Raw genomic sequence first — 18,579 nt, 5'->3', positions numbered from 1 at the left:
GAACCTACAGGCTTTAAGTGGCCCTATTTGGCACTTCTCTACATGTAATTAGTAAATAAAGTTTATGTTTGCAATCTAATTTTATACAAAAACCTATGAAAGAACTGATTGAAAAAATCAACGCAGAATTTGAAGCATTTACAACTGAAGCTAACCTGCAAGTAGAAAAAGGAAACAAAGCAGCAGGCACAAGAGCCCGTAAATCGGCACTAGAATTAAGTAAGCTGTTTAAGGATTTCAGAAAAGTCTCTGTGGAAGAAACTAAAAAGTAAAAACAAACTCCTGAATTTATTCAGGAGTTATTTTATATGATCGAGCAAAAGTGCATATTTCTACTGCTCAAAGTTCAGGTCATTCAGATTGTAATTGCCGGTAAGGACCTCAATTTTTCTTTTGCCTGTCACACCCAATCCTGCTGGAACACTCACTTTTTTTTCCAGGTGTTTAGTGTACCAACTATTCTTCTTAGTATACCAAGTCAGCAGATCACTTGGATAGCTGCTTAATAAGAACTTTCCATGCACCGTTTCTAATGTCTCTAAAAGTGCCCTGAAATCATCTTCATTGTACCCGTTGTAATGTCCACAGTGGGAATTGAAATAGGGAGGATCACAATAATGAAATGCTCCACCATGATCACGGCTTCGGATCACTCGTAGTGCATCTGTACATTCTATTTGAACAGTTTGAAGTCTTATGGCATAGTCGTCCGTAAAACCATCTCTCTTTTTATAGATCGTAGTAGTTATCCCTTTTTTTGATTTCTCGTATCCCCAGCCACCATTAAACTTGCTGCTGAATGATTGCGAAGCCAGTATCCACACCGCCCATGCACGTTTAATACGACTAAATAGATGTGGATTATTATAAATGACCGTTGCATCATTATACAAGGATCTGCTGTGAAGGCTGATGCGTATCATTTTTTCAAGATCAATAAACTCATTTTGAACGATATCATAGAAATTGATCAGTTCTCGGTTATTATCGTTGATTATCTCTACATTGGAAGGCTCCTTTGTCCAAAATAACGCGCCACCTCCAACAAAAGGCTCTACATAAGTTTCATGGCTGGGAATCAAGGGAAGAAGAATAGGAACAAGAGATTGTTTCCCGCCATAGTACGTCAATGGTGTCTTGATGCCCATTATTTCTTTTTTCTTGGTTGAGTATTCTCAAATTCAAAAGAAGTTTCTGCTTTATTGTTCATTATGACATAGGCATCAAACTTTTTCCCAGCTTTACTTTTCATGCCTTTGATGAGGGAAGTTTTACCCTTGTTAATAAGCTTTTCAATGTCAATGATACTGATCTGGACTCCACTTATTACACGAAACTGTACCCACTTACATTCTTCATCAGGACATTTAACGATCTTATCCCGGATCAGCAGCGAATGGCTTTTGCATTTTGGGCACATCAGTTTTGGCAGGTTTTCTCTGGCAACAATCATATCCAGCAATTCCCGCGTAATAGAACATGAGTATGCTTCCATTTCCTTTTGGAAAATTCCTACATCTGCCTGCCCGTTCTCAATCTTTTGCAAAGCCAGCTCCCACTCAGCGGTCATGGCAGCGTCGGCGATCTTTTTATCTTTTACGAGTTCATAGACCTGCAACCCTTTTGCAGTGGGGATAATTGATTTTTTTTCCCTTTTGATATAATCCCTGCTAAATAATATTTCAATAATAGAAGCCCTCGTCGCAGGAGTTCCAATGCCAACATTTTGCAGGATTTTACGCTCAACTTCATTTTCTATTTCTTTTCCCGCTGTTTCCATTGCTGACAATAATCCTGCCTCCGTATATAAAACAGGTGGGGCTGTTTTCTTTTCCAGCACCACTGTATTTTTAATCTTTAGTTCGTCACCAACCTTCAGATTAGGAAAATCCTGCACCGCTTCGGCGTTATCTTCCGAAAAGCTCCCCATGATGGAACGCCAACCCGGTTCCAGAACTTTAACGCCTTTTATAGTAAAATCGCAATGAAGAGCATTTAATTCAACTTCCGTGATCTCTTTGGAGCAAACTCCGGAAAGAGATTCCAATAAACGAAAGGCAATCATATCATAAACGGTCTTCTCCTTTGCAACAAGTGCCGAAGGAATCTTATCCGTGATCAGCAGGCCATGATGATCTGTAACTTTCAAATCGTTAACGATACGCTTATTGAAATGCCCCCATTTCAATTTTGAAACTGCCTGTTTGTATGATTCAGAGTCCCCCAAAGCCCTGATCAGTTTCGGAATCTCAGGCCATACATCTTCAGGAATATATTTGCTTCCAGTACGGGGATACGTAATAAATTTGTTTTCATAGAGACTTTGAGCAATATTCAGGGTCTGATCAGCAGATAGATTAAGCTTTTTATTGGCCTCTTTCTGCAAGCCTGTTAAATCAAATAATAAAGGTGGCTGCTCCGAAATAGTTTTACTTTCCACAGAACTCACCGCCGCACGACCACTACGCTGAATGGATCTTACTAATTCCTCCGCCTTTTTCTTATCATCCCACTTGGTCTTCGAAAGACTCTTAAAATCCAGAAAATCTTTTCGATGCTCCAGCTCAATTTGCCAGTAGTATTTTACATTAAAGTTCTTGTTGTCCTGGTATCGTTTACAAATAAGAGCCAGTGTTGGGGTCTGTACTCTTCCCAGGGAATAGATCCCAGCTCCGGCAGCAATACTGAGTGCCTGTGAAGCATTAATCCCCATCAGCCAGTCGGCTCGGCTTCTTCCCTTTGCAGCCTCATACAGTCCATCAAAATCACCACCTGGCTTCAGGTTGTCAAATCCTTGTCGGATTGCCTTTTCTGTTAGGGAACTGATCCATAAACGCTCAAAAGGCTTTTTACATTGAAGGTAGTCATAGATATAACGGAAAATTAATTCACCCTCCCTACCGGCATCTGTCGCAACAATAATACTTTCACAACGACCTATAACCTGTTCTATAATCTTTAGCTGTTTTAAGGCACCTGTATCGGTAACATAAGCTTTATCTTTTTTAACTTTCCTCACCGTTAGCACAAAAGGATCCGGAAGTATGGGTAGACTATCTCTTTGAAATCCCTTAATTCCATAATCTTCAGGCATTCCTAACGCAATCAAATGACCCAATGCCCAGGTCACCTGGTAGCCATTTCCTGTGAAAAATCCTTCTTTTTTTTCTGTAGCTCCTAAAAGTGCTGCAATCTCTCTCGCTACACTCGGCTTTTCTGCTATTACTGCTTTCATATGAGTAAATATTTTGGTTTGTAATTCTTTGAATTATATTTTTTGCTTACAAAAAATGCCTACTGAGTAGGCATTGACTAAGGGTAAATGATTTTAACTATATTCTTCTGCGCCTTGACTTGGCAGGTGGTTTTGGGATTTCCTGCTCCTTTTGCTGCTTTTTCGTGTCAGGGTTCGTCTGGCCAGATTTCAAAGGTTCCTTGCTATTCTTAGTAGACTCGTTGGTTTTTCCTTCTGAATTAACTGCCGTCTGCGTTTTATGAGTTTCAGTCGGTTGGATTTTCTCCTTTAGCTTATCCGGATTATTGAATGAAAAACCCGTTTTACCGGTTTCCTTATCAAACGTGATATACCCCTGGTATTTCTCGCCTTTCTTATCAATCAAATCACTGATATAAATAGTCTGCCCTTCTTTGAATTTTTGGTACTGCTCCGGATCAAGCTCTTTACCTCTAAAGATGGTTGGAGCTTCCTGTGCTACTCCTTGTTGCTCATTTTTAGAAATTTTGTTGGAATTTGTTCTGTCAAAAAGAAATTCTACATACCTCTTGTCTGCATTGAACTGGACATCAGCATTAAACGATTCTCCTTTTTTCGAGACCATACCCTCGATATGAAGAGCTTTACCTTCTATAAGTGTCTGCTTTTGGTGTTCATCCAGCTTTACCCCTTTAATTTCATCTGGTATTTTGATCTTATCTACTCGAAGTGCTATAAGCTCATTGGTTAGCCTGTCTACACTGATGATGGAGGGAATCTGTTCATCGGTTTTTGAATGCGTCAGATTTACCACCCGACCCATATTTCCCGTTTTAAGCAGATTATCCTTATCTTCCTTTGTAAACTCATGCCCAAAAAATTCATACTTTAAATTGGGTTCTTTTCGAATCCCATGGATAGCCATGACAACTTTTCCTTCATTGTTTTGCTGAAGCGATAATCTTGCATCCAGCCTGGTGATTGCAGTTCCCAAGTTTAAACTGATGGGGACCAGTTCATTGGTCTTATAACCTTTCAATAAAGGGTCAAGAATCTTCATTTTTTCTAACTTATCCTGACTGAGTCCAAGATTGGACATCGTCTCCCAATCAATGTCTTCCACTTTATAGCGGTATTCGCCGCCTTGGGGAGTAGCAGCGGGAGCCGTGGCTGCGGTTTGTGTATTTTCCATAGGTGTTTGATTTTGTGATTCTTTTTGGGATTCATCTTTCTGATCTTCGGGTTTTTGCTGCTTAGCAGGCTGATCGGCCGTCACTTCATATTTTGATTTAACCGCCTCACCTTCTGGTGAGGGTTTATTAACCGCTTTTTGAATTTCAAAAGCGGTCTTGACAGCCGTGGCTTCAGGAACTTTAAAAAATGAAAACTTAGTGGGGTTTTTAAGCTGGTTGATGAAATTGGAGAAAAAGTTGGAGAAGATATCGCCATGCTTATCCACTTTCATAAACTGGCTTTGATTTTTTTTATTCGGGGGAACGGTTTCAAGTTCCCCATCCCCCCCTATCCCTTTGACAGCTTCGAGTTTCATTGTTATCTTATTCAGAACCAATAAAATATCCGAGAGCTGATCGGGAGTTTGCTGTTGTTGGGTTTCTACTTCACTCATGATGTTGGCTTTACGATTTGTTTTTAAAATTATAAACCCCACAAATGAGACACCCATCATTGTCCTTCACAGGCATTATTTGGCGCCCCTGGACGCTAATTTCTCTAAAGAATTAGAGAAACTTCCTCGTATAAATTGATTGACATCAGAAAGCTTGTAATAGAGTTTACCGCTAATGGTTGAATAGGGTAATTGACCCGACGAGCGATATCTTTGCAAAGAACGGGGACTGATTTTAAGCTTCTGCAGAACCTCCTGGCTATCCAAAAGTTCCTCACCGTCAATAGAAAACTGTTGATTATTTTTTACTCCAATCTGATCACTGAGCACATCAAAGCGCTCCATGATCCTTTTCATCCAGAAGTTAAATTCCATTTTATCAATTTCCATAATCTTAAGTATAAATGGGTTCTTCAATTGCCAGATCTTTTCCATTGAGTAAGCTACAGGGCACCGCCGTTACCATTCTATAGTTACGAGAATTTGTCAAAGACTCCCGTAACGGCTCATTAGTCATAGTGATTTTCATTGTACAGATTTTGGTTAGTAGTTATGTACAAAAATCAGCAGCCTGCAGGGAAATATCCGCCAAGTGCCACCAATGGAAAACAAGGGTTTTTTAAATTTTATTGAATTCAACAACACCCTAATAATATGAAACTTACGTATTTTACGGGGGCATTCATTTAAAAAGGGACGATTTTGCCAATTGGCAGGCATGGGCGAAAAAAGAGAAAACAGGCTTTGTCACATAAAGCCGAGATTATTCCCACATACAACTGTAAGAGGGAAAATGATAATGATATGGAAAATCATTTATAAGTCCTTATCCATATATTCTTCCAAGGAAGTTTTAAGATGATCCAGATAAGAGGTTCTGCTTCCTGCGCGGTCTTTCATCCGGTGGAAGGCATGATGGATATCACCCAGCTGTATCCGGAAAAGCACCTGGAATACAATACTCATCTTGCGGATGCCAATTTTTCCTCCAGAAATACACTCTGATGCACATAAGGCATAAATAAGTTCAATAAGTGCATTCTTGGAATCTGTCCAATAAAAATCCTTATCACTTACCTGAGCTTCCGAACCATCAGTACTGATTTTAGAGAGCAGATAAGAGTATAGCAGTTCATTAGCAATAATACGCGAAACCTTGTAGTCATAATAGGTAGAGAAATGGGGATCAACTTCAAATACATAGCTATTCAGCCCCCCATTGAAATTGATTTTTCCAAGTTCAAAGTATTCATGATCAAGATCAGTTCGACCAGATCTGTAATATCGGAAAAAATCAGAATTACAGATTTGTTCAGTGTACTCCTGTTTCAGGCTTTGCAATTCAGCAGAATAATATTTCTGATACATTTTTCCACCAGAAAAAGGACATGATGATTCTATCCTATACAATTTGTTGTAAAAGATAAGCTTACCCAGAATCTGAGGTTTAATCTTTCTGAAAAATTCGATCTCTTCATGTTTACTTAAGAATCCGTGAGCTAATACATAATCTTTCATCTGAGAGAGCAGTTCCCGGAGAAAAATCGTCATGCGGTAGGATTCATCAATAATGTGTGAGGATTCAAGGCTGACTCTCTGCTCATGTTGAGAAATGCTTAATAGAGCATCCCTATAAATTCGTTGTACCATGGTTAAAGGTTTTTAAGTGAATATTAATATTCCCCTAGAGGGCGATTTAGTTAACTCAACTTAATACTTTTAATTATATATTTCTCTACTGTGAGAAATATTTACACAGTTTTAACGAATTTTATACATCTCAGATGTAATAAAAGTGGGATTTCTATCGAGTACTTCTGCTATTATTTTATAGTAAAAGAGAGAAATAATTGATAATTTTTGATCTTAACATCTATATGTTATTTGGAGGGATTTTTTAGTTTCACATTCACCATTTAGAATCAGGAAAAGGAACTGACATGAATGCAATACAATAGAGTGAGAACCTTGGGTGGCAAGTGGAAACTGATCAGTCATCGGAGCCAATGAAGTTAATCAGGCATAAAGTTCAACCTACCAAATCTTTATTTTTGTATATGATATTTTTCAAAGTTATTACCGGCAGATTCAATTTCTAGCAGCAATTATCTCATGTTACTTTTAGCTCGTTTAACATAGCCATCCAGATAATCCGAAACGCTATGCCACATCGAGGATAGAATGCTATCTTCAGTTATGCTCTCATCGCGCCTTTCGATGATATTTTTACTAAATGCTCTTACGACATTCCCAGCAGAGTCCTTTAAACTATCGTTTTCTTTATCAAAATCAATGATAAGTACCGGTTTTTTTGAAGATTGGCTGACCAGATTTTCATAGAGACTGCTAAATGAAACGTCAAATTTTAGGCTGGCAATATCATTTATTGTTCCAAGGATACCAAATATCTTTAAAGATTCCGTAGCCGCGGACAAAGTACTTCCTAATAATGGTCCTGTAGATCCTAATGTAAAAATACTGTCTAAATCGGATCTTCCGTAGCTGTTTCGAGTATTGTAATAGTTTTCGCCGTCTTCAAAATGAGCTTTGTTGTATGATCTTATATTATAAATTAAATTATTGAAATTACTTACCCCCCGAGGAAATAGACCTTGCACACGTCCTAGAGTAAGTAAGCTCTCGTGTTTACTTGCGCCGTTAGAGGAGACTTTCAGCACACCTCCAACCTTATCTATTCTACGATCCGAACGCACTGTTTCACCCATTCTAATTTTCCCTTGTCCTCCCCTGGCAGTAACGGTATCTGTAAAGCTACATTTATGCGCCTGAACTTTCAGGGTTTGCCCCTCCTCCTCAAACTTTATCCATAAACCGTTGAATTGAAGGGAATTTGTATTTTCTCCGTCTCCAGACAATAGAATGTTGTGTGATTTAATGTGCCAGGTTTTCATATACAGCGATAATTAAGTAAGCTATTACTAAGGCAAGTACATTGTACAAGGCCCACTTTCGGTTGTTTTCTTTGAGATAGCGAAAAATAATAATCCCAAAAAGAATTGTAACAAATATTATTAATGAATAAACAGTATAAAGCTTAGGGATAAAAAAAAGTACCACTAGTAAAACAACAAGTAAAGGAAGTACTACTTTATCAGACTTATATTTTTTATTGGTAAGCATAGAATTCAAATTAGGAATAACTTAAAACTACATTTATTATTCGATAAATAATAACAAAGCGAAAAATCCATACAAAAGAACGCTAATTTTCGAGTGGTAATTTTTTGTGTTTATAATATTCGAATACTACTTCATTTATCATTTAACAAAATGACGTTCTTTTTTCAATATTATCATAGCGAGGAAATTATTATTCCAAAACAGGTGACTTGTGTTTGAATTTTAAATACTTTAGATATAGTAAACCTGATAGGAAATTTTAGTGATCGCACTTCTTGTTGAGTAATTTTCAAGAAAAATGAATGACCATATTAAATAGGATGTAATAACTACATCGAGCTCTTGTATCAAACAAAAAAAAATTATACCAGTGAAAATAAAACAAACTTATCTACTGAAAACAATTGCTTTTAAAATTGGCATTGTGCTGTCAATCTTATTTATTTTAAACTCTTGTACAAAAGAAGAGAATGAGCAGCAAACTATAAAAATAACATCAAAAGCTGTAAAACAGAATACACGGTTATTAAAAGAGTCAGCCACTAGCCTCACTGCAAAGCCGTCTTGTAAATATTCAGTAGCCGCCATTGGGGGGCTAGCCGAGGGTTCTAGTTTGAACCCAGACTACAATATGGTAGTAACTCAACTTCAAAATATGGCAGATTTGCTTGTGAATAGAACATTTGCAACGCAGGTAGAAGCGAGAGCGGCTGCTTATAATTTTGATAATGAAGCTAGGACGTTCGCTAGTTTTTATAATATGACCTGGACCCCCGTGAAGCCAGATGTACCCAACCTCATAACTTCCGACTGTGGAGACCTTGATGATCCTTACTTACCTGGTGGTGGCGGAGGCACGGGTGATCCAGGTGGGGTTGGCACCCCTACTTCATGGAATCAGAATCTTACTGTTAACGACATAATAGAAACCGAATCAGAATTAGACATTGCAGGCATCTCAAGTAAAAATCCCGCCAAAATAACGTGTTCAGCATTGCTCCATTGCTCAGCATACTTGGGATCCGGTGCGCCTATGGCAATTGTTGAATCTGTCGACATGTCTATGACAGTTGTAAACGGTTCCTCGACAACTTATTTGCCAGATGGAACAGAAGATACCTGGTACACAACGCTAACAAACAAGTCTTATGAACATAGCCCATATGGTTTCCCAACTATTACATTGACCTGGAATGCCACAAAAATAGTGAGGCATACTGTGACCAGACCTGGTCAAAGCCCAGTTAGTAAAGTCACTCAAAGGCCAGTGCCACCAACAACTAGAGTTATGTCAGCATATCTTCCCTAAACTTTAAAATAATAAATGTTATGTTGTAAACAAATCCAGAGAAAAAATCATGATTTAGCGAGCTCAAGCCGAACTGAATTTTATAAACTGACCAATGGCCAATTAACAAATCACCTTCTAATGAAAATATTTAACGTACAGCCTATTACATTGACTGAATATACAGTCAATGAAGAGCATTTCGGTAAAAGTCTTACAAATGGCAGCTATGAGTCTGGCTTTAGTTTTACAAGTATGATCGTTGAGTCTGTAAACACTCTCATCATTACATTTGATATTCTTTACAGTATAGATAATGAAATCCCCAGGGAATCAATACTATCTTCCGATAACCCTGATAAATTTACCATTCAGGTTGAATATGAAATCGGCGGCGGCGAAATATTTCTTTCTTATGAAAGCAGCTGTCAGTTTAACTTTGAAAGTCAAGACTATTACAGCGATGTACTATCTATAACTGAATTCCTAGCAGAATATCATACGCATACAATAGCGTTTTTAAAACAAAATGCATTTAAGCACGTACTGGAAAAAGAAGAACAAATGCGTATTAGACAAACATTCAAGGCAGATGCTGTTGTAGCGATTGACTCTTTACGATAAAAATCTATCAGTTGTAAATTATAAATATGACAGCTAACAGCAGCTTTGACAATTTTAAACAATTAGTGATTTCATTTCAGTACAAAAGATCATTCCTCCCTTGGATCCGCATGTAAATTATGACTGGTATTTCATTAATAATTAGGAATCGAATTGTGATAAATATGGAAAAATAGACTAGGAATTTTTTTTGACTACATCTATCATATGATCGATATCAAATGGTTTCTGGATAAAGTCATCTGCTTTGCATTCCTTAGCGTGCTTAGACACGTCAGGAGATGTTGAAGTTAATACAGCAGATACATCTTCAGTTAAAGGATCAGATTTTAATTCTCCAATAACCTCTGATCCCTTCTTTTGTCCTTTGATGTTGTCATCTACAATAACTATATCAGGTTCAATCATGTCAAGTTTTTTAACGGGCTCGGTTGTTAATGATGAGGTGACATCGAAACCTTCCTCCTTTAATACCTGATCCATTATATCCAGAATATCTTCATTATCCTGAATAAGGACAACCTTCTTTTTCATAAATTATTTTGTGTAAATGTATGAAAAAGAATGATTGCGTACTAGAGGCTAATTTATGCTTATTAAGTTGTAGTCGTATGAAAAAAAGACTTATTAACCATCTCCATGACCATAAAAATACGTGCACCAAAACTTATAGATCCAACAAGAACTAGTAAAATATATCGTATCATTTTTCTTTTATTACTAAAAATCCATTACTGAATCCAGACCACGTCTCAACCCTTTAAAAGATCCAACTTTTTCTATTGCTAACAAAGCTCCTTTGAGGTAGGGTTCAGCACCAGCACCAGAATCATGGCGTATCGTAAGTTTTTCATCTTTTAGTCCAAATATGGACTCAATTGAAATTACAAAACCTGGTAATCTTACTGAATGTACCTGTACATCATCCACAGTGGCTCCCCTACTAGATTTATCTCCAACGAGTTCATCTGGTGAAATATGGACATTGGGTTTCTTAACCTTAGAAAGACGATATGCCAATTCTCTTGCTGTCCCACTTGGGCTGTCTATCTTGTCTTCGTGTGTATAGTCCATAATTTCAAAATTAGGAATATATTGAGCTGCCATTTCCGAAAACTTCTGAAGGAGTACAACTGTTATGGCAAAATTACCAACAGCAAGTACAGAGGTATTATTAGCATTGGCAACGTCTTCAATCTCCTTTAGGTCTTCATTTGTCAAACCAGAAGTTCCCACCACAACTTTTTTACCTCTCTTCAATGATGCAATGATGTTCTTTTTACCAACTTCAGGTCTGGTATAATCTACCAACACATCAAATTCAGTTTTGTCAAGTGCCGTTTCGATATCATCGAATATGGGAATATTAACATCTTCAATTCCAAGAATTTCTGCAAGATTTTCTCCACTGTGTTTTCTTGAAAGAGCTCCCACAAGTGACATATCTTTATTTTCAGAAACTCCTTTGCTTAATGCTGATCCTGCCCAACCGGTAGCTCCGGCAATAAATACTTTTATCATTTTATTTTGTTTTTTAAATTATTCAATGTTCTTTCTTTATAACTACTTTCATTTATTTTTTCTTCGATTTTACCCAATGAGTCCAAAAAAGTTGAGTTCCCCTCCAAGAGCTCTAGCATTGTCAATACACATGCATCCCAATATTTTTCAAATTTGGGAAGGGATTGTATAGCTTTTGGGGTTAATGTCAATATTTGTTTTCTGGAATCCTGGGAATGCGGATTTGTTTTTACATACCCTGCGGCTTTCATTTTCTTAATAATTTTCACTACCGCAGGATGCGATAATTGCAAACGCTCTGATATATCAATAATAGTAAGAGAATCTGATTCCTTCAACAAAAGAAAAATCAGATGCCAATTTGGTTCTATATCCGCATCAACTGATTTATAAAAATCCTTTGTGCTATAAAGGATATTATCACTTAATCTCTTTAAACGACTTGTCAGTCCCGCAAGTTTTACTTCTTTTAAAAAATCTTTACTCTTCATATTCTCGTAAATCATTTTGCAAATATAATAAAAAATACGTAACCGGTTACGCACTTATTATTATATTCTTAGCCTTTGAATGTATCAACGTAGGTAAAATGATCCTGATGTTCACTTAGATACATTATTTTTTATTTTTTTTGAGTGGATATTGACAGATCAAAAAAAAGAAATTAGAGGAATTCTTTTATTGAAGAAACTTATATACGCACAAGAGCTTCAGCTTAGATTCTTCAAAAACCTACCTGAATATTTTAATGATAAAAAATGCCTTTACAGGTATATCTTCTGCATTAGATTCAATCGAAACTATTTATTTAAATACTCAAGGACAGGTTACCCTCTATGTTTCTCGTCTTTTATAGTAGAAATACAAAACTTTATCTTACCTAATCTACAATAACATTATATCAAGCAGTTAAACATTCCAATTGTATTAAATCAGTTATAAAGGTGTTCGAGGATAATCCTGTTATGCTCACACGACCGACTGGAGAAATTTTCAAAACCTTAGGACAGATATTTTTATTCACGTAACTATTCCTATCAAGAAATGCTCTTTGCATCCGAAATGAATCTGCGCGCTCGATCTATCGAGCGCTTCCTTTATAAACTCTGTACCTACCTAAAAGTATTTTTTAATAGATTTTTTACTTATATCACTTGCTTCCCTTCCAATCTCTTCATTGGTTTTCTTCTTTCCTGACTTAATCCACTCTGATAAATCATTCTGTGAGAAGTACAGCTTTTTCCCTTTTTTGCATACAGGAATCTCCTTTCGGCTAACCTTGCTATATAATGTAGAAACCGCTAGATTTAGATGTACTGAAGCTTCCTTAATTGTTAAAACATCTCGTCTAAAAAAAACAGGGGTGTTACTTTCCAATAATACTCTTTCAATTAAATCCAACTTTGCCTCTATTCTTCCGAGAACAGCAGGTAGCTGTTCAAATGTGTAATTTCCCATTTTTATTCTTTTTTCAATAGTAATGGGATTCTTCTTACATATCAAAAAATGGCTCTTACTAGAAGTATATGGCTTTAGTTGGCACTTCAGCTACTCTTTTTTAATCATAGCATCCAATGTAAGTGAATTTAATCTGATCCGCTCTGTTGCTTCCTTTTTAAGGCTATCAACAATTCTTGCATATATCTCAGTTGTCTTTACACTTTTATGCCCCAGTAGCTTTGAAACTGTATATATAGAGGTTCCAGATGCTATCTGTAACGTAGCAAATGTATGTCTAAATCCGTGAAAGGTAAAATGTCTGTTTATTCCTGCGTTAATTAACCACCCAGGTAACAAAGTATCCACTTGATTATAATCTAAATCCTTAAAAACTCTCTCATTGGGACTTCCTGGAACTCCCAATAAAGCAACTGCCTGATCAGATACTGGAAAATATTCCGCAGCAGCAGTTTTTTCTTGTGCATATAAGATAATATAATTCCCCTTCGCGCCACGTATTTCACTCCACAATAATGTTTGAATATCTGAGAAACGAAAACCGGTTAGAGCAGAAAACAAACCTGCTCTTTTTACGACTTTCGACTCACATTCAGCATCAGCCATATTCTGAAGCTCATCCATAAAAAGAAATTCACGATGTGTATCAATAGGAGTAATACCATCCACTATCCGTCCCAAATCCTTTGGCAAATAACCCTTCTTATAAGCTTCTTTTAGCGTTGTTTTAAATTTCGCAAAGTAGCTGACAGCTGTATTGGTTTTTATCTTTCTCTTTGCCCTTCCAACACTAGGAGAAGATAATAGATAAGCTGAGTAGCCTTCACAAAAGGTTTCATTTAAATAAGCAAATGGGAACACCTCTCCAGCAAAAGCGATAAAGTAGGCTACTGACATCTTCCAGTTGTAGGAATTAGTACCCGACCTCTTGTCTGCTAACTCCTGAAAAAAGTCTAAGAAATTACCATTCCGCTTAGCATCAGATAAGAAATCAAATCTTTTATTTTGCACATCTAATTGCCTTTTTGACCTGACATGCTCCGCAAGACTAAGTGTCTCCCGGTTATGTTCCTTTTCAAGTTCAGTTTTAGGTTTACTATATATGTAAATTTTTAAATAATACCTCCGTTGCTGCTTACCTGTATCTGGATTCTGGACAGGTGGATAGAAATCTAAGTACAGAGTTTGCCGCCCTTTACTGATTGGTTTTTTTCTTATAGTTACTTTTCCCATGGCTTGAACTATTTGATTTTTTTGTAGTTACCAAGCAGATTATGTATTATCTCTTTAGATACATACACATATTTTCCCACTTGAATTTTTTCGACATTGTTTCTCTTCAGAAGTTCGTATAATGTCTTATTAGCTATTTCATAATTCTCTTCAATTTGGCCAACACTGTAACAATCTTCAACTTTCAACACTACTTTTTTATCCTTCTTTTCGACTTTAGGTATAACAGTAAATATGGGATTTTCAAAAATACCTTCTACATCTTTTTTATGGATTCGTATTTTTCTTTCGGAAAGATTTACAGCTCGTAACCGCCCAGATTCAATCATTACATAAACAGTTCTGGGTGCGCAAGCCAGTAGTAATGCAACTTCCCTAACCGTCAGATAATCCTTGGAACGAATATCATCCAATGGCTTATCTCGTATTTTTTGAGTTTCAACATTACTTGCTCGAATTTTGTCCTGCTTTGCCTTTAATTTATAGGCTCTCTTGGCGCAATCATCACTACAATTTTTTGTAACGGTGGTTTTTGCTTCGAAAGATTTGCCACAATGTTGACAGATCCTAGTAATACTGATATTAGAGCTCATCTTTTCAAATTTTAATAAATTCCCCGTTATTAAGAGTTTTTAAATATATTTAAGCATCTTTAAGTGTCTTTAAGCGCATTAATTTCTCCCACTAAAACTCGGTATGGACAAATATACGAAATGAGGAACAAATAGGGAACAAAAAAGATCAAAAAATAAGTAAACAAAAGCAAAGTATCGAAAATTCAATTTTCGATACTTTGCTGCAAATCAACCATTTACCTGTATTTATTATGTTTTATTATGTGATTTTACTTTCCGATACAAAACTTCGAAAATATATTCCCCAGCACCTCATCATTAGTCACTTCACCGGATATTTCACCAAGATGTTCTAAAGCATTTCTCAGTTCATAAGCCAACAGTTCTGTAGAGATCTGGAAAGAAATAGCTTCTTTCACTTTATGGGTGGCATCCAGAGACTTACGAAGAGCTTCAAAGTGTCTTTGATTCGTGATGACAACGTTATTTTCCTGAGATTTTAACTGCTCAACGTACGAAGACAGTTCGTTTTTAAGATCCTGAATATTTTGGTTTTCTACCGCCGAAATTCTGATAAAATCAAAGTCCTGGCTGATGGCAGTTCTGAAAAAATCTTCTACCGCTTCATATTTTGGAGGCAGTACTTCGTCAATTTTCGTGGCACAAATGATCAGTTTCAGATCGTCTCTCTGTAAAGATCTGATCATTTCAATATCTTCGGAGTAGTCTTCTGTAGCCGCATCTGCGAGGTATACCAGAATATTCGCGTTCTCCACTTTTTCTTTGGCTTTTTTTACCCCGATGGCTTCAATTTCATCCACCGTTTCACGAAGTCCAGCCGTATCAATAAGACGGAATGCATGACCTTTAATATGCAGAATTTCCTCTATCGTATCTCTGGTGGTTCCGGCAATATTGCTCACAATGGCTCTCTCCTCTTTCAACAGGGCGTTCAGCAAGGTAGATTTTCCTGCATTGGGTTTTCCGATGATGGCCACCGCAGTTCCGTTTTTAATAGCATTTCCGTATTGGAAACTTTCGATAAGAGAGTCCAGTTTCACTTCAATTTTATCTAAGAGTCCATTAAGCGCTGACCGGTCAGCAAATTCTACATCTTCCTCGGCAAAATCAAGTTCAAGTTCGATCAGAGAAACAAAATTCAGCAGATCTGTTCTCAATATCGATATTTCATTCGTAATTCCTCCTTTCAGCTGATTGATAGCTACTTTTCGGGAAGCCTCATTTTCAGACGCAATCACATCGGCAATGGCTTCTGCCTGCGAAAGATCGATTCTTCCGTTGATGAATGCACGAAGGGTAAATTCCCCGGCTTTTGCCATTCTTGCCCCGTTGTTGATCAGGGTTTCCAGAATACGTTTTCCGATGTGCGGCGAGCCGTGAAAAGCAATCTCTACAGAATTTTCTGTCGTAAAACTTTTCGGAGCCAGGAAAATAGAAAGCATCACCTCATCAATAGCTTCCTCCCCATCCATAAAATAGCCGTAATGAATGGTATGAGACTGCTGCTTTTCCAGTTTCTTGCCCGGAAAACTTTTCTGGACTACCGGTAAAGCATCGTTCCCTGAAACTCTGATAATGCCTAAAGCTCCTACTCCATTGGCCGTAGCCAGTGCGCAAATCGTATCGTTATTCATGGGGCAAATTTACGATTTTTCAGGCTAATTTCTGAAGGAGTCTTTTATACAGATTGTCTATTGCTTTAATTGGAGTTTTTTGGAGTTTTTTGGATTTTCGTTGGAATATCGCAATGGCGCAAAGTTCAGTAGTATATTGCTTTCTTAAGGCGCAAAGATTTTTATCTTCGATAAAAATTTAATCCCAGGTCATTATTAAAGCCACCTCAGATTAGTGCCCATTCGTGTAAAACATTTGTGCCATTCGCGTTTAAAATCTGCTTAATCAGCAAGATCTGCGCGAAACCAAACTCACATTTTAAATGAGATTGCTTCGTCACTTCGTTCCTCGCAATGACGGTTTATGTAAGCCGTTTCCCCAACTCTTTCACTTTTAGAATCCATTGAGCCCGCTGCACTTCAGTAGAATTTCTTATAACCCCAATATAAGTCACTTTTACAGGCTTCACCCCACAGAATTCGAGCGTCGATTTTTTCAATTGATTGACACTCGGTCTTCCGTAAAACAGCCAATAATACCATCCCGGCTGGTCCAATGTCGTAATAATATGTGCCGTTTTTCCTTTTAAAAGCTTGTCCCACCAAACCGAATTTTCTCTGTATTGATAGGCAAATCCCGGAAGAAAAAGCCGGTCCAGAAAACCTTTCATTAGTGCAGGCAAACCACCCCACCAAACGGGATGAATCCATACCAGATGATCTGCCCACTGGATTATTTCCCAGGCTTTCAGAAGATCCGGCTCCAGCTCCATCCTTTTCTGATATCCAAAATGAAGAATGGGATCAAAATTTAATTCGGCAATTGTTATCGCTTTCACTTCTGCTCCCGCCTTTAAAGCTCCTTCTTGATAAGCTTCTGCAATTCCGAAATTGAAGGAATCTTTATTGGGATGTCCGTTGATGATGGCTATTTTTTTCATAATTCGGATTGTATATTGATGGTTTCATAAGACTTTAATTTCTCAAGCAGTGACAGAGGTTGGTGCAACTGGTGACTGAAGTAAATCTTATTATCATGGAAATTTTTCAATAATTCTTCCGTGTGCAGTACAGCAGAAAGAGCCGTTAATTCCGCTTGCCCTTTTGTACTCTGAAGGCTTAATTTTTTATTCCCGTTCGCTGTTTTTACCAAAATCTCAAATACAGACTGATCCCCATTTCCACTCGATCCGAAAATCATTTTTCTTTCCTTTAATGACAGAATATTGAAAAGTCTTATTTTTTGAAATGCTCCTAAAAGCCAAGTTATAAACTTTGAATTGTATGTCATTTTCACACTGACGGTGGGAACTTTTTCAATCTGATTTAAAATATACAGATCCGGTACATCAAAATTATAGGCTTCCCTTTTCCCGATTCCAAAAGAAAAATTAAAGTTTTCGGAATCTAAAAAATGTTTGATCGGAACCCGACGGTTGCTCTCATAGCGGATAAAAGGTTTTGCCACGTTTTCAGCCATAAAATGTGCCGAACTTTCTCCTGCAAGATCCTTTACTGAATAATAGACAAAAAGTTTCACTTCCTGAATATCTGCAGTCTCAGCAAGCGTTTTCACCAAACCGTTAACGATACCTCCCATCCATCCGGAACTGAATACAATTCTGCTTTTTATGGTACTTTCTTTAGCCAGATCATAAGCTTTGACCAGATCGGGAGTAGGTTTTGTAATGTCTAAATAATCGATTCCGTTAGCAATAGCGAACTTGAGAATATGATCCGACTGATCATTCACCGAAAGAATAATCAGACTTATTTTTTTATCAGAAATTACTTGAAAAGTACGGGGATCAGTTACGTCGATCCTAAGATCATGCTCCGTTTTCCCTCCTTTTCTCCCACCCACGAAAACAGGTACCTCCGGGTTTCTCGATTTCAAAATGCGGATAATGGTTTTACCTACCAGACCATTTCCTCCAATAACCAGAATATTGTGCTCCATTTATTTTTTTTACAAAAGTATAGAGTCGCTTCATGATTGTGTAGGACAAATGTCTAAAACGGGACCCATGAATTAAACCTTTTCCGGTTTTTATTTAATGTGAGTTTGGGTTAAGACATTTTTTTAGATATCAGATTTCAGACATCAGACATCAGACTTTCAAAGAGATTAAGAATGTCAATCGTGAATTTTGCTTCGCAAGTGACTGGTGAATGGAGATTGGAAAATAAAAGTCAAGAAACAAGATTTTTAGATGTCATATTTCAGACATCAGACGATAATTTAGTAGCTACTACCAACCAGC

At 37.2% G+C, this 18,579-nt stretch carries 18 protein-coding genes; 3 read left to right on the top strand and 15 right to left on the bottom strand.

What is annotated here, in order from left to right; translation table 11 throughout:
* The first annotated feature begins 95 nt into the window (after nt 1–95).
* Nucleotides 96–272, top strand: a complete 177-nt coding sequence (locus N0B48_RS07745) for a BF3379 family histone-like protein (RefSeq protein ID WP_259838012.1) — start codon at nt 96–98, stop codon at nt 270–272.
* Nucleotides 273–332: 60 nt separating this feature from the next.
* On the opposite strand, the gene N0B48_RS07740 is transcribed toward N0B48_RS07745, so the two are convergent.
* The 6 genes from N0B48_RS07740 to N0B48_RS07715 all read right to left on the bottom strand — a co-directional run bounded on the left by N0B48_RS07740 (nt 333) and on the right by N0B48_RS07715 (nt 7,753).
* The gene (locus tag N0B48_RS07740) at nt 333–1,148 is read right to left on the bottom strand and encodes a DNA adenine methylase (protein WP_259838011.1); all 816 of its coding nucleotides are present in this window, start codon (nt 1,146–1,148) and stop codon (nt 333–335) included.
* On the bottom strand, nt 1,148–3,235 hold the full coding sequence (locus N0B48_RS07735) for a type IA DNA topoisomerase (RefSeq protein WP_259838009.1): 2,088 nt from the start codon (nt 3,233–3,235) through the stop codon (nt 1,148–1,150). The genes N0B48_RS07740 and N0B48_RS07735 overlap by 1 nt, the downstream gene beginning before the upstream one ends.
* 97 nt (nt 3,236–3,332) lie before the next feature.
* Entirely contained in the window at nt 3,333–4,841 is a 1,509-nt protein-coding gene (locus N0B48_RS07730; protein ID WP_259838008.1) for a DUF3945 domain-containing protein, read from the bottom strand.
* Between the two features lie 75 nt (nt 4,842–4,916).
* Nucleotides 4,917–5,231, bottom strand: a complete 315-nt coding sequence (locus N0B48_RS07725) for a helix-turn-helix domain-containing protein (RefSeq protein ID WP_259838679.1) — start codon at nt 5,229–5,231, stop codon at nt 4,917–4,919.
* Nucleotides 5,232–5,657: 426 nt separating this feature from the next.
* A complete protein-coding gene (locus tag N0B48_RS07720) occupies nt 5,658–6,491 on the bottom strand; it encodes an RteC domain-containing protein (RefSeq protein WP_259838007.1) in 834 nt (277 codons plus the stop codon).
* Between the two features lie 455 nt (nt 6,492–6,946).
* Nucleotides 6,947–7,753 (bottom strand): hypothetical protein, encoded by an 807-nt coding sequence (locus tag N0B48_RS07715; protein ID WP_259838005.1) that lies wholly within the window; start codon nt 7,751–7,753, stop codon nt 6,947–6,949.
* Nucleotides 7,754–8,352: 599 nt separating this feature from the next.
* Between N0B48_RS07715 and N0B48_RS07710 the strand changes: the two genes are divergently transcribed.
* Nucleotides 8,353–9,291, top strand: coding sequence for a hypothetical protein (locus tag N0B48_RS07710; RefSeq protein WP_259838004.1), 939 nt, complete (start codon nt 8,353–8,355; stop codon nt 9,289–9,291).
* Between the two features lie 120 nt (nt 9,292–9,411).
* Nucleotides 9,412–9,894 (top strand): hypothetical protein, encoded by a 483-nt coding sequence (locus N0B48_RS07705; protein ID WP_259838002.1) that lies wholly within the window; start codon nt 9,412–9,414, stop codon nt 9,892–9,894.
* A 177-nt stretch (nt 9,895–10,071) separates the two neighbouring features.
* Here the strand turns inward: N0B48_RS07705 and N0B48_RS07700 are convergent, their stop codons facing one another.
* From N0B48_RS07700 to N0B48_RS07660, 9 genes are all read right to left on the bottom strand, one after another.
* On the bottom strand, nt 10,072–10,428 hold the full coding sequence (locus N0B48_RS07700) for a response regulator (protein ID WP_259837997.1): 357 nt from the start codon (nt 10,426–10,428) through the stop codon (nt 10,072–10,074).
* Nucleotides 10,429–10,614: 186 nt separating this feature from the next.
* A complete protein-coding gene (gene dapB, locus N0B48_RS07695; protein WP_259837995.1) occupies nt 10,615–11,415 on the bottom strand; it encodes a 4-hydroxy-tetrahydrodipicolinate reductase in 801 nt (266 codons plus the stop codon).
* Entirely contained in the window at nt 11,412–11,906 is a 495-nt protein-coding gene (locus N0B48_RS07690) for a MarR family winged helix-turn-helix transcriptional regulator (RefSeq protein ID WP_259837993.1), read from the bottom strand. Before N0B48_RS07690 ends, dapB begins: the two co-directional genes overlap by 4 nt.
* Before the next feature lie 625 nt (nt 11,907–12,531).
* Entirely contained in the window at nt 12,532–12,873 is a 342-nt protein-coding gene (locus N0B48_RS07685; RefSeq protein ID WP_259837991.1) for a helix-turn-helix domain-containing protein, read from the bottom strand.
* A gap of 90 nt (nt 12,874–12,963) precedes the next feature.
* Nucleotides 12,964–14,106, bottom strand: a complete 1,143-nt coding sequence (locus N0B48_RS07680; RefSeq protein WP_259837989.1) for a site-specific integrase — start codon at nt 14,104–14,106, stop codon at nt 12,964–12,966.
* An 8-nt stretch (nt 14,107–14,114) separates the two neighbouring features.
* The gene (locus N0B48_RS07675) at nt 14,115–14,699 is read right to left on the bottom strand and encodes a helix-turn-helix domain-containing protein (RefSeq protein ID WP_259837987.1); all 585 of its coding nucleotides are present in this window, start codon (nt 14,697–14,699) and stop codon (nt 14,115–14,117) included.
* Nucleotides 14,700–14,950: 251 nt separating this feature from the next.
* Nucleotides 14,951–16,336, bottom strand: a complete 1,386-nt coding sequence (mnmE, locus tag N0B48_RS07670) for a tRNA uridine-5-carboxymethylaminomethyl(34) synthesis GTPase MnmE (protein WP_259837985.1) — start codon at nt 16,334–16,336, stop codon at nt 14,951–14,953.
* 341 nt (nt 16,337–16,677) lie between these two features.
* Complete coding sequence (locus tag N0B48_RS07665) at nt 16,678–17,256, bottom strand: NAD(P)H-dependent oxidoreductase (protein ID WP_259837983.1); 579 nt, start codon at nt 17,254–17,256, stop codon at nt 16,678–16,680.
* Complete coding sequence (locus tag N0B48_RS07660) at nt 17,253–18,275, bottom strand: saccharopine dehydrogenase family protein (RefSeq protein ID WP_259837982.1); 1,023 nt, start codon at nt 18,273–18,275, stop codon at nt 17,253–17,255. The genes N0B48_RS07665 and N0B48_RS07660 overlap by 4 nt, the downstream gene beginning before the upstream one ends.
* Nucleotides 18,276–18,579: the final 304 nt, after the last annotated feature.

This window comes from Chryseobacterium herbae (assembly GCF_025154075.1).
In the GTDB taxonomy this organism is placed as follows: Bacteria; Bacteroidota; Bacteroidia; order Flavobacteriales; family Weeksellaceae; genus Chryseobacterium; species Chryseobacterium herbae.
Note: the sequence above shows the minus strand (reverse complement) of the source record. Positions and strands in the feature narration are given on the sequence as shown.

Bases quoted from the DNA above. Each gene is read 5' to 3' on its own strand.
- N0B48_RS07745 (WP_259838012.1), top strand. From the start codon at position 96: ATGAAAGAACTGATTGAAAAAATCAACGCAGAATTTGAAGCATTTACA.
- N0B48_RS07740 (WP_259838011.1), bottom strand. From the start codon at position 1,148: ATGGGCATCAAGACACCATTGACGTACTATGGCGGGAAACAATCTCTT.
- N0B48_RS07735 (WP_259838009.1), bottom strand. From the start codon at position 3,235: ATGAAAGCAGTAATAGCAGAAAAGCCGAGTGTAGCGAGAGAGATTGCA.
- N0B48_RS07730 (WP_259838008.1), bottom strand. From the start codon at position 4,841: ATGAGTGAAGTAGAAACCCAACAACAGCAAACTCCCGATCAGCTCTCG.
- N0B48_RS07725 (WP_259838679.1), bottom strand. From the start codon at position 5,231: ATGGAAATTGATAAAATGGAATTTAACTTCTGGATGAAAAGGATCATG.
- N0B48_RS07720 (WP_259838007.1), bottom strand. From the start codon at position 6,491: ATGGTACAACGAATTTATAGGGATGCTCTATTAAGCATTTCTCAACAT.
- N0B48_RS07715 (WP_259838005.1), bottom strand. From the start codon at position 7,753: ATGAAAACCTGGCACATTAAATCACACAACATTCTATTGTCTGGAGAC.
- N0B48_RS07705 (WP_259838002.1), top strand. From the start codon at position 9,412: ATGAAAATATTTAACGTACAGCCTATTACATTGACTGAATATACAGTC.
- N0B48_RS07700 (WP_259837997.1), bottom strand. From the start codon at position 10,428: ATGAAAAAGAAGGTTGTCCTTATTCAGGATAATGAAGATATTCTGGAT.
- dapB (WP_259837995.1), bottom strand. From the start codon at position 11,415: ATGATAAAAGTATTTATTGCCGGAGCTACCGGTTGGGCAGGATCAGCA.
- N0B48_RS07690 (WP_259837993.1), bottom strand. From the start codon at position 11,906: ATGAAGAGTAAAGATTTTTTAAAAGAAGTAAAACTTGCGGGACTGACA.
- N0B48_RS07685 (WP_259837991.1), bottom strand. From the start codon at position 12,873: ATGGGAAATTACACATTTGAACAGCTACCTGCTGTTCTCGGAAGAATA.
- N0B48_RS07680 (WP_259837989.1), bottom strand. From the start codon at position 14,106: ATGGGAAAAGTAACTATAAGAAAAAAACCAATCAGTAAAGGGCGGCAA.
- N0B48_RS07675 (WP_259837987.1), bottom strand. From the start codon at position 14,699: ATGAGCTCTAATATCAGTATTACTAGGATCTGTCAACATTGTGGCAAA.
- mnmE (WP_259837985.1), bottom strand. From the start codon at position 16,336: ATGAATAACGATACGATTTGCGCACTGGCTACGGCCAATGGAGTAGGA.
- N0B48_RS07665 (WP_259837983.1), bottom strand. From the start codon at position 17,256: ATGAAAAAAATAGCCATCATCAACGGACATCCCAATAAAGATTCCTTC.
- N0B48_RS07660 (WP_259837982.1), bottom strand. From the start codon at position 18,275: ATGGAGCACAATATTCTGGTTATTGGAGGAAATGGTCTGGTAGGTAAA.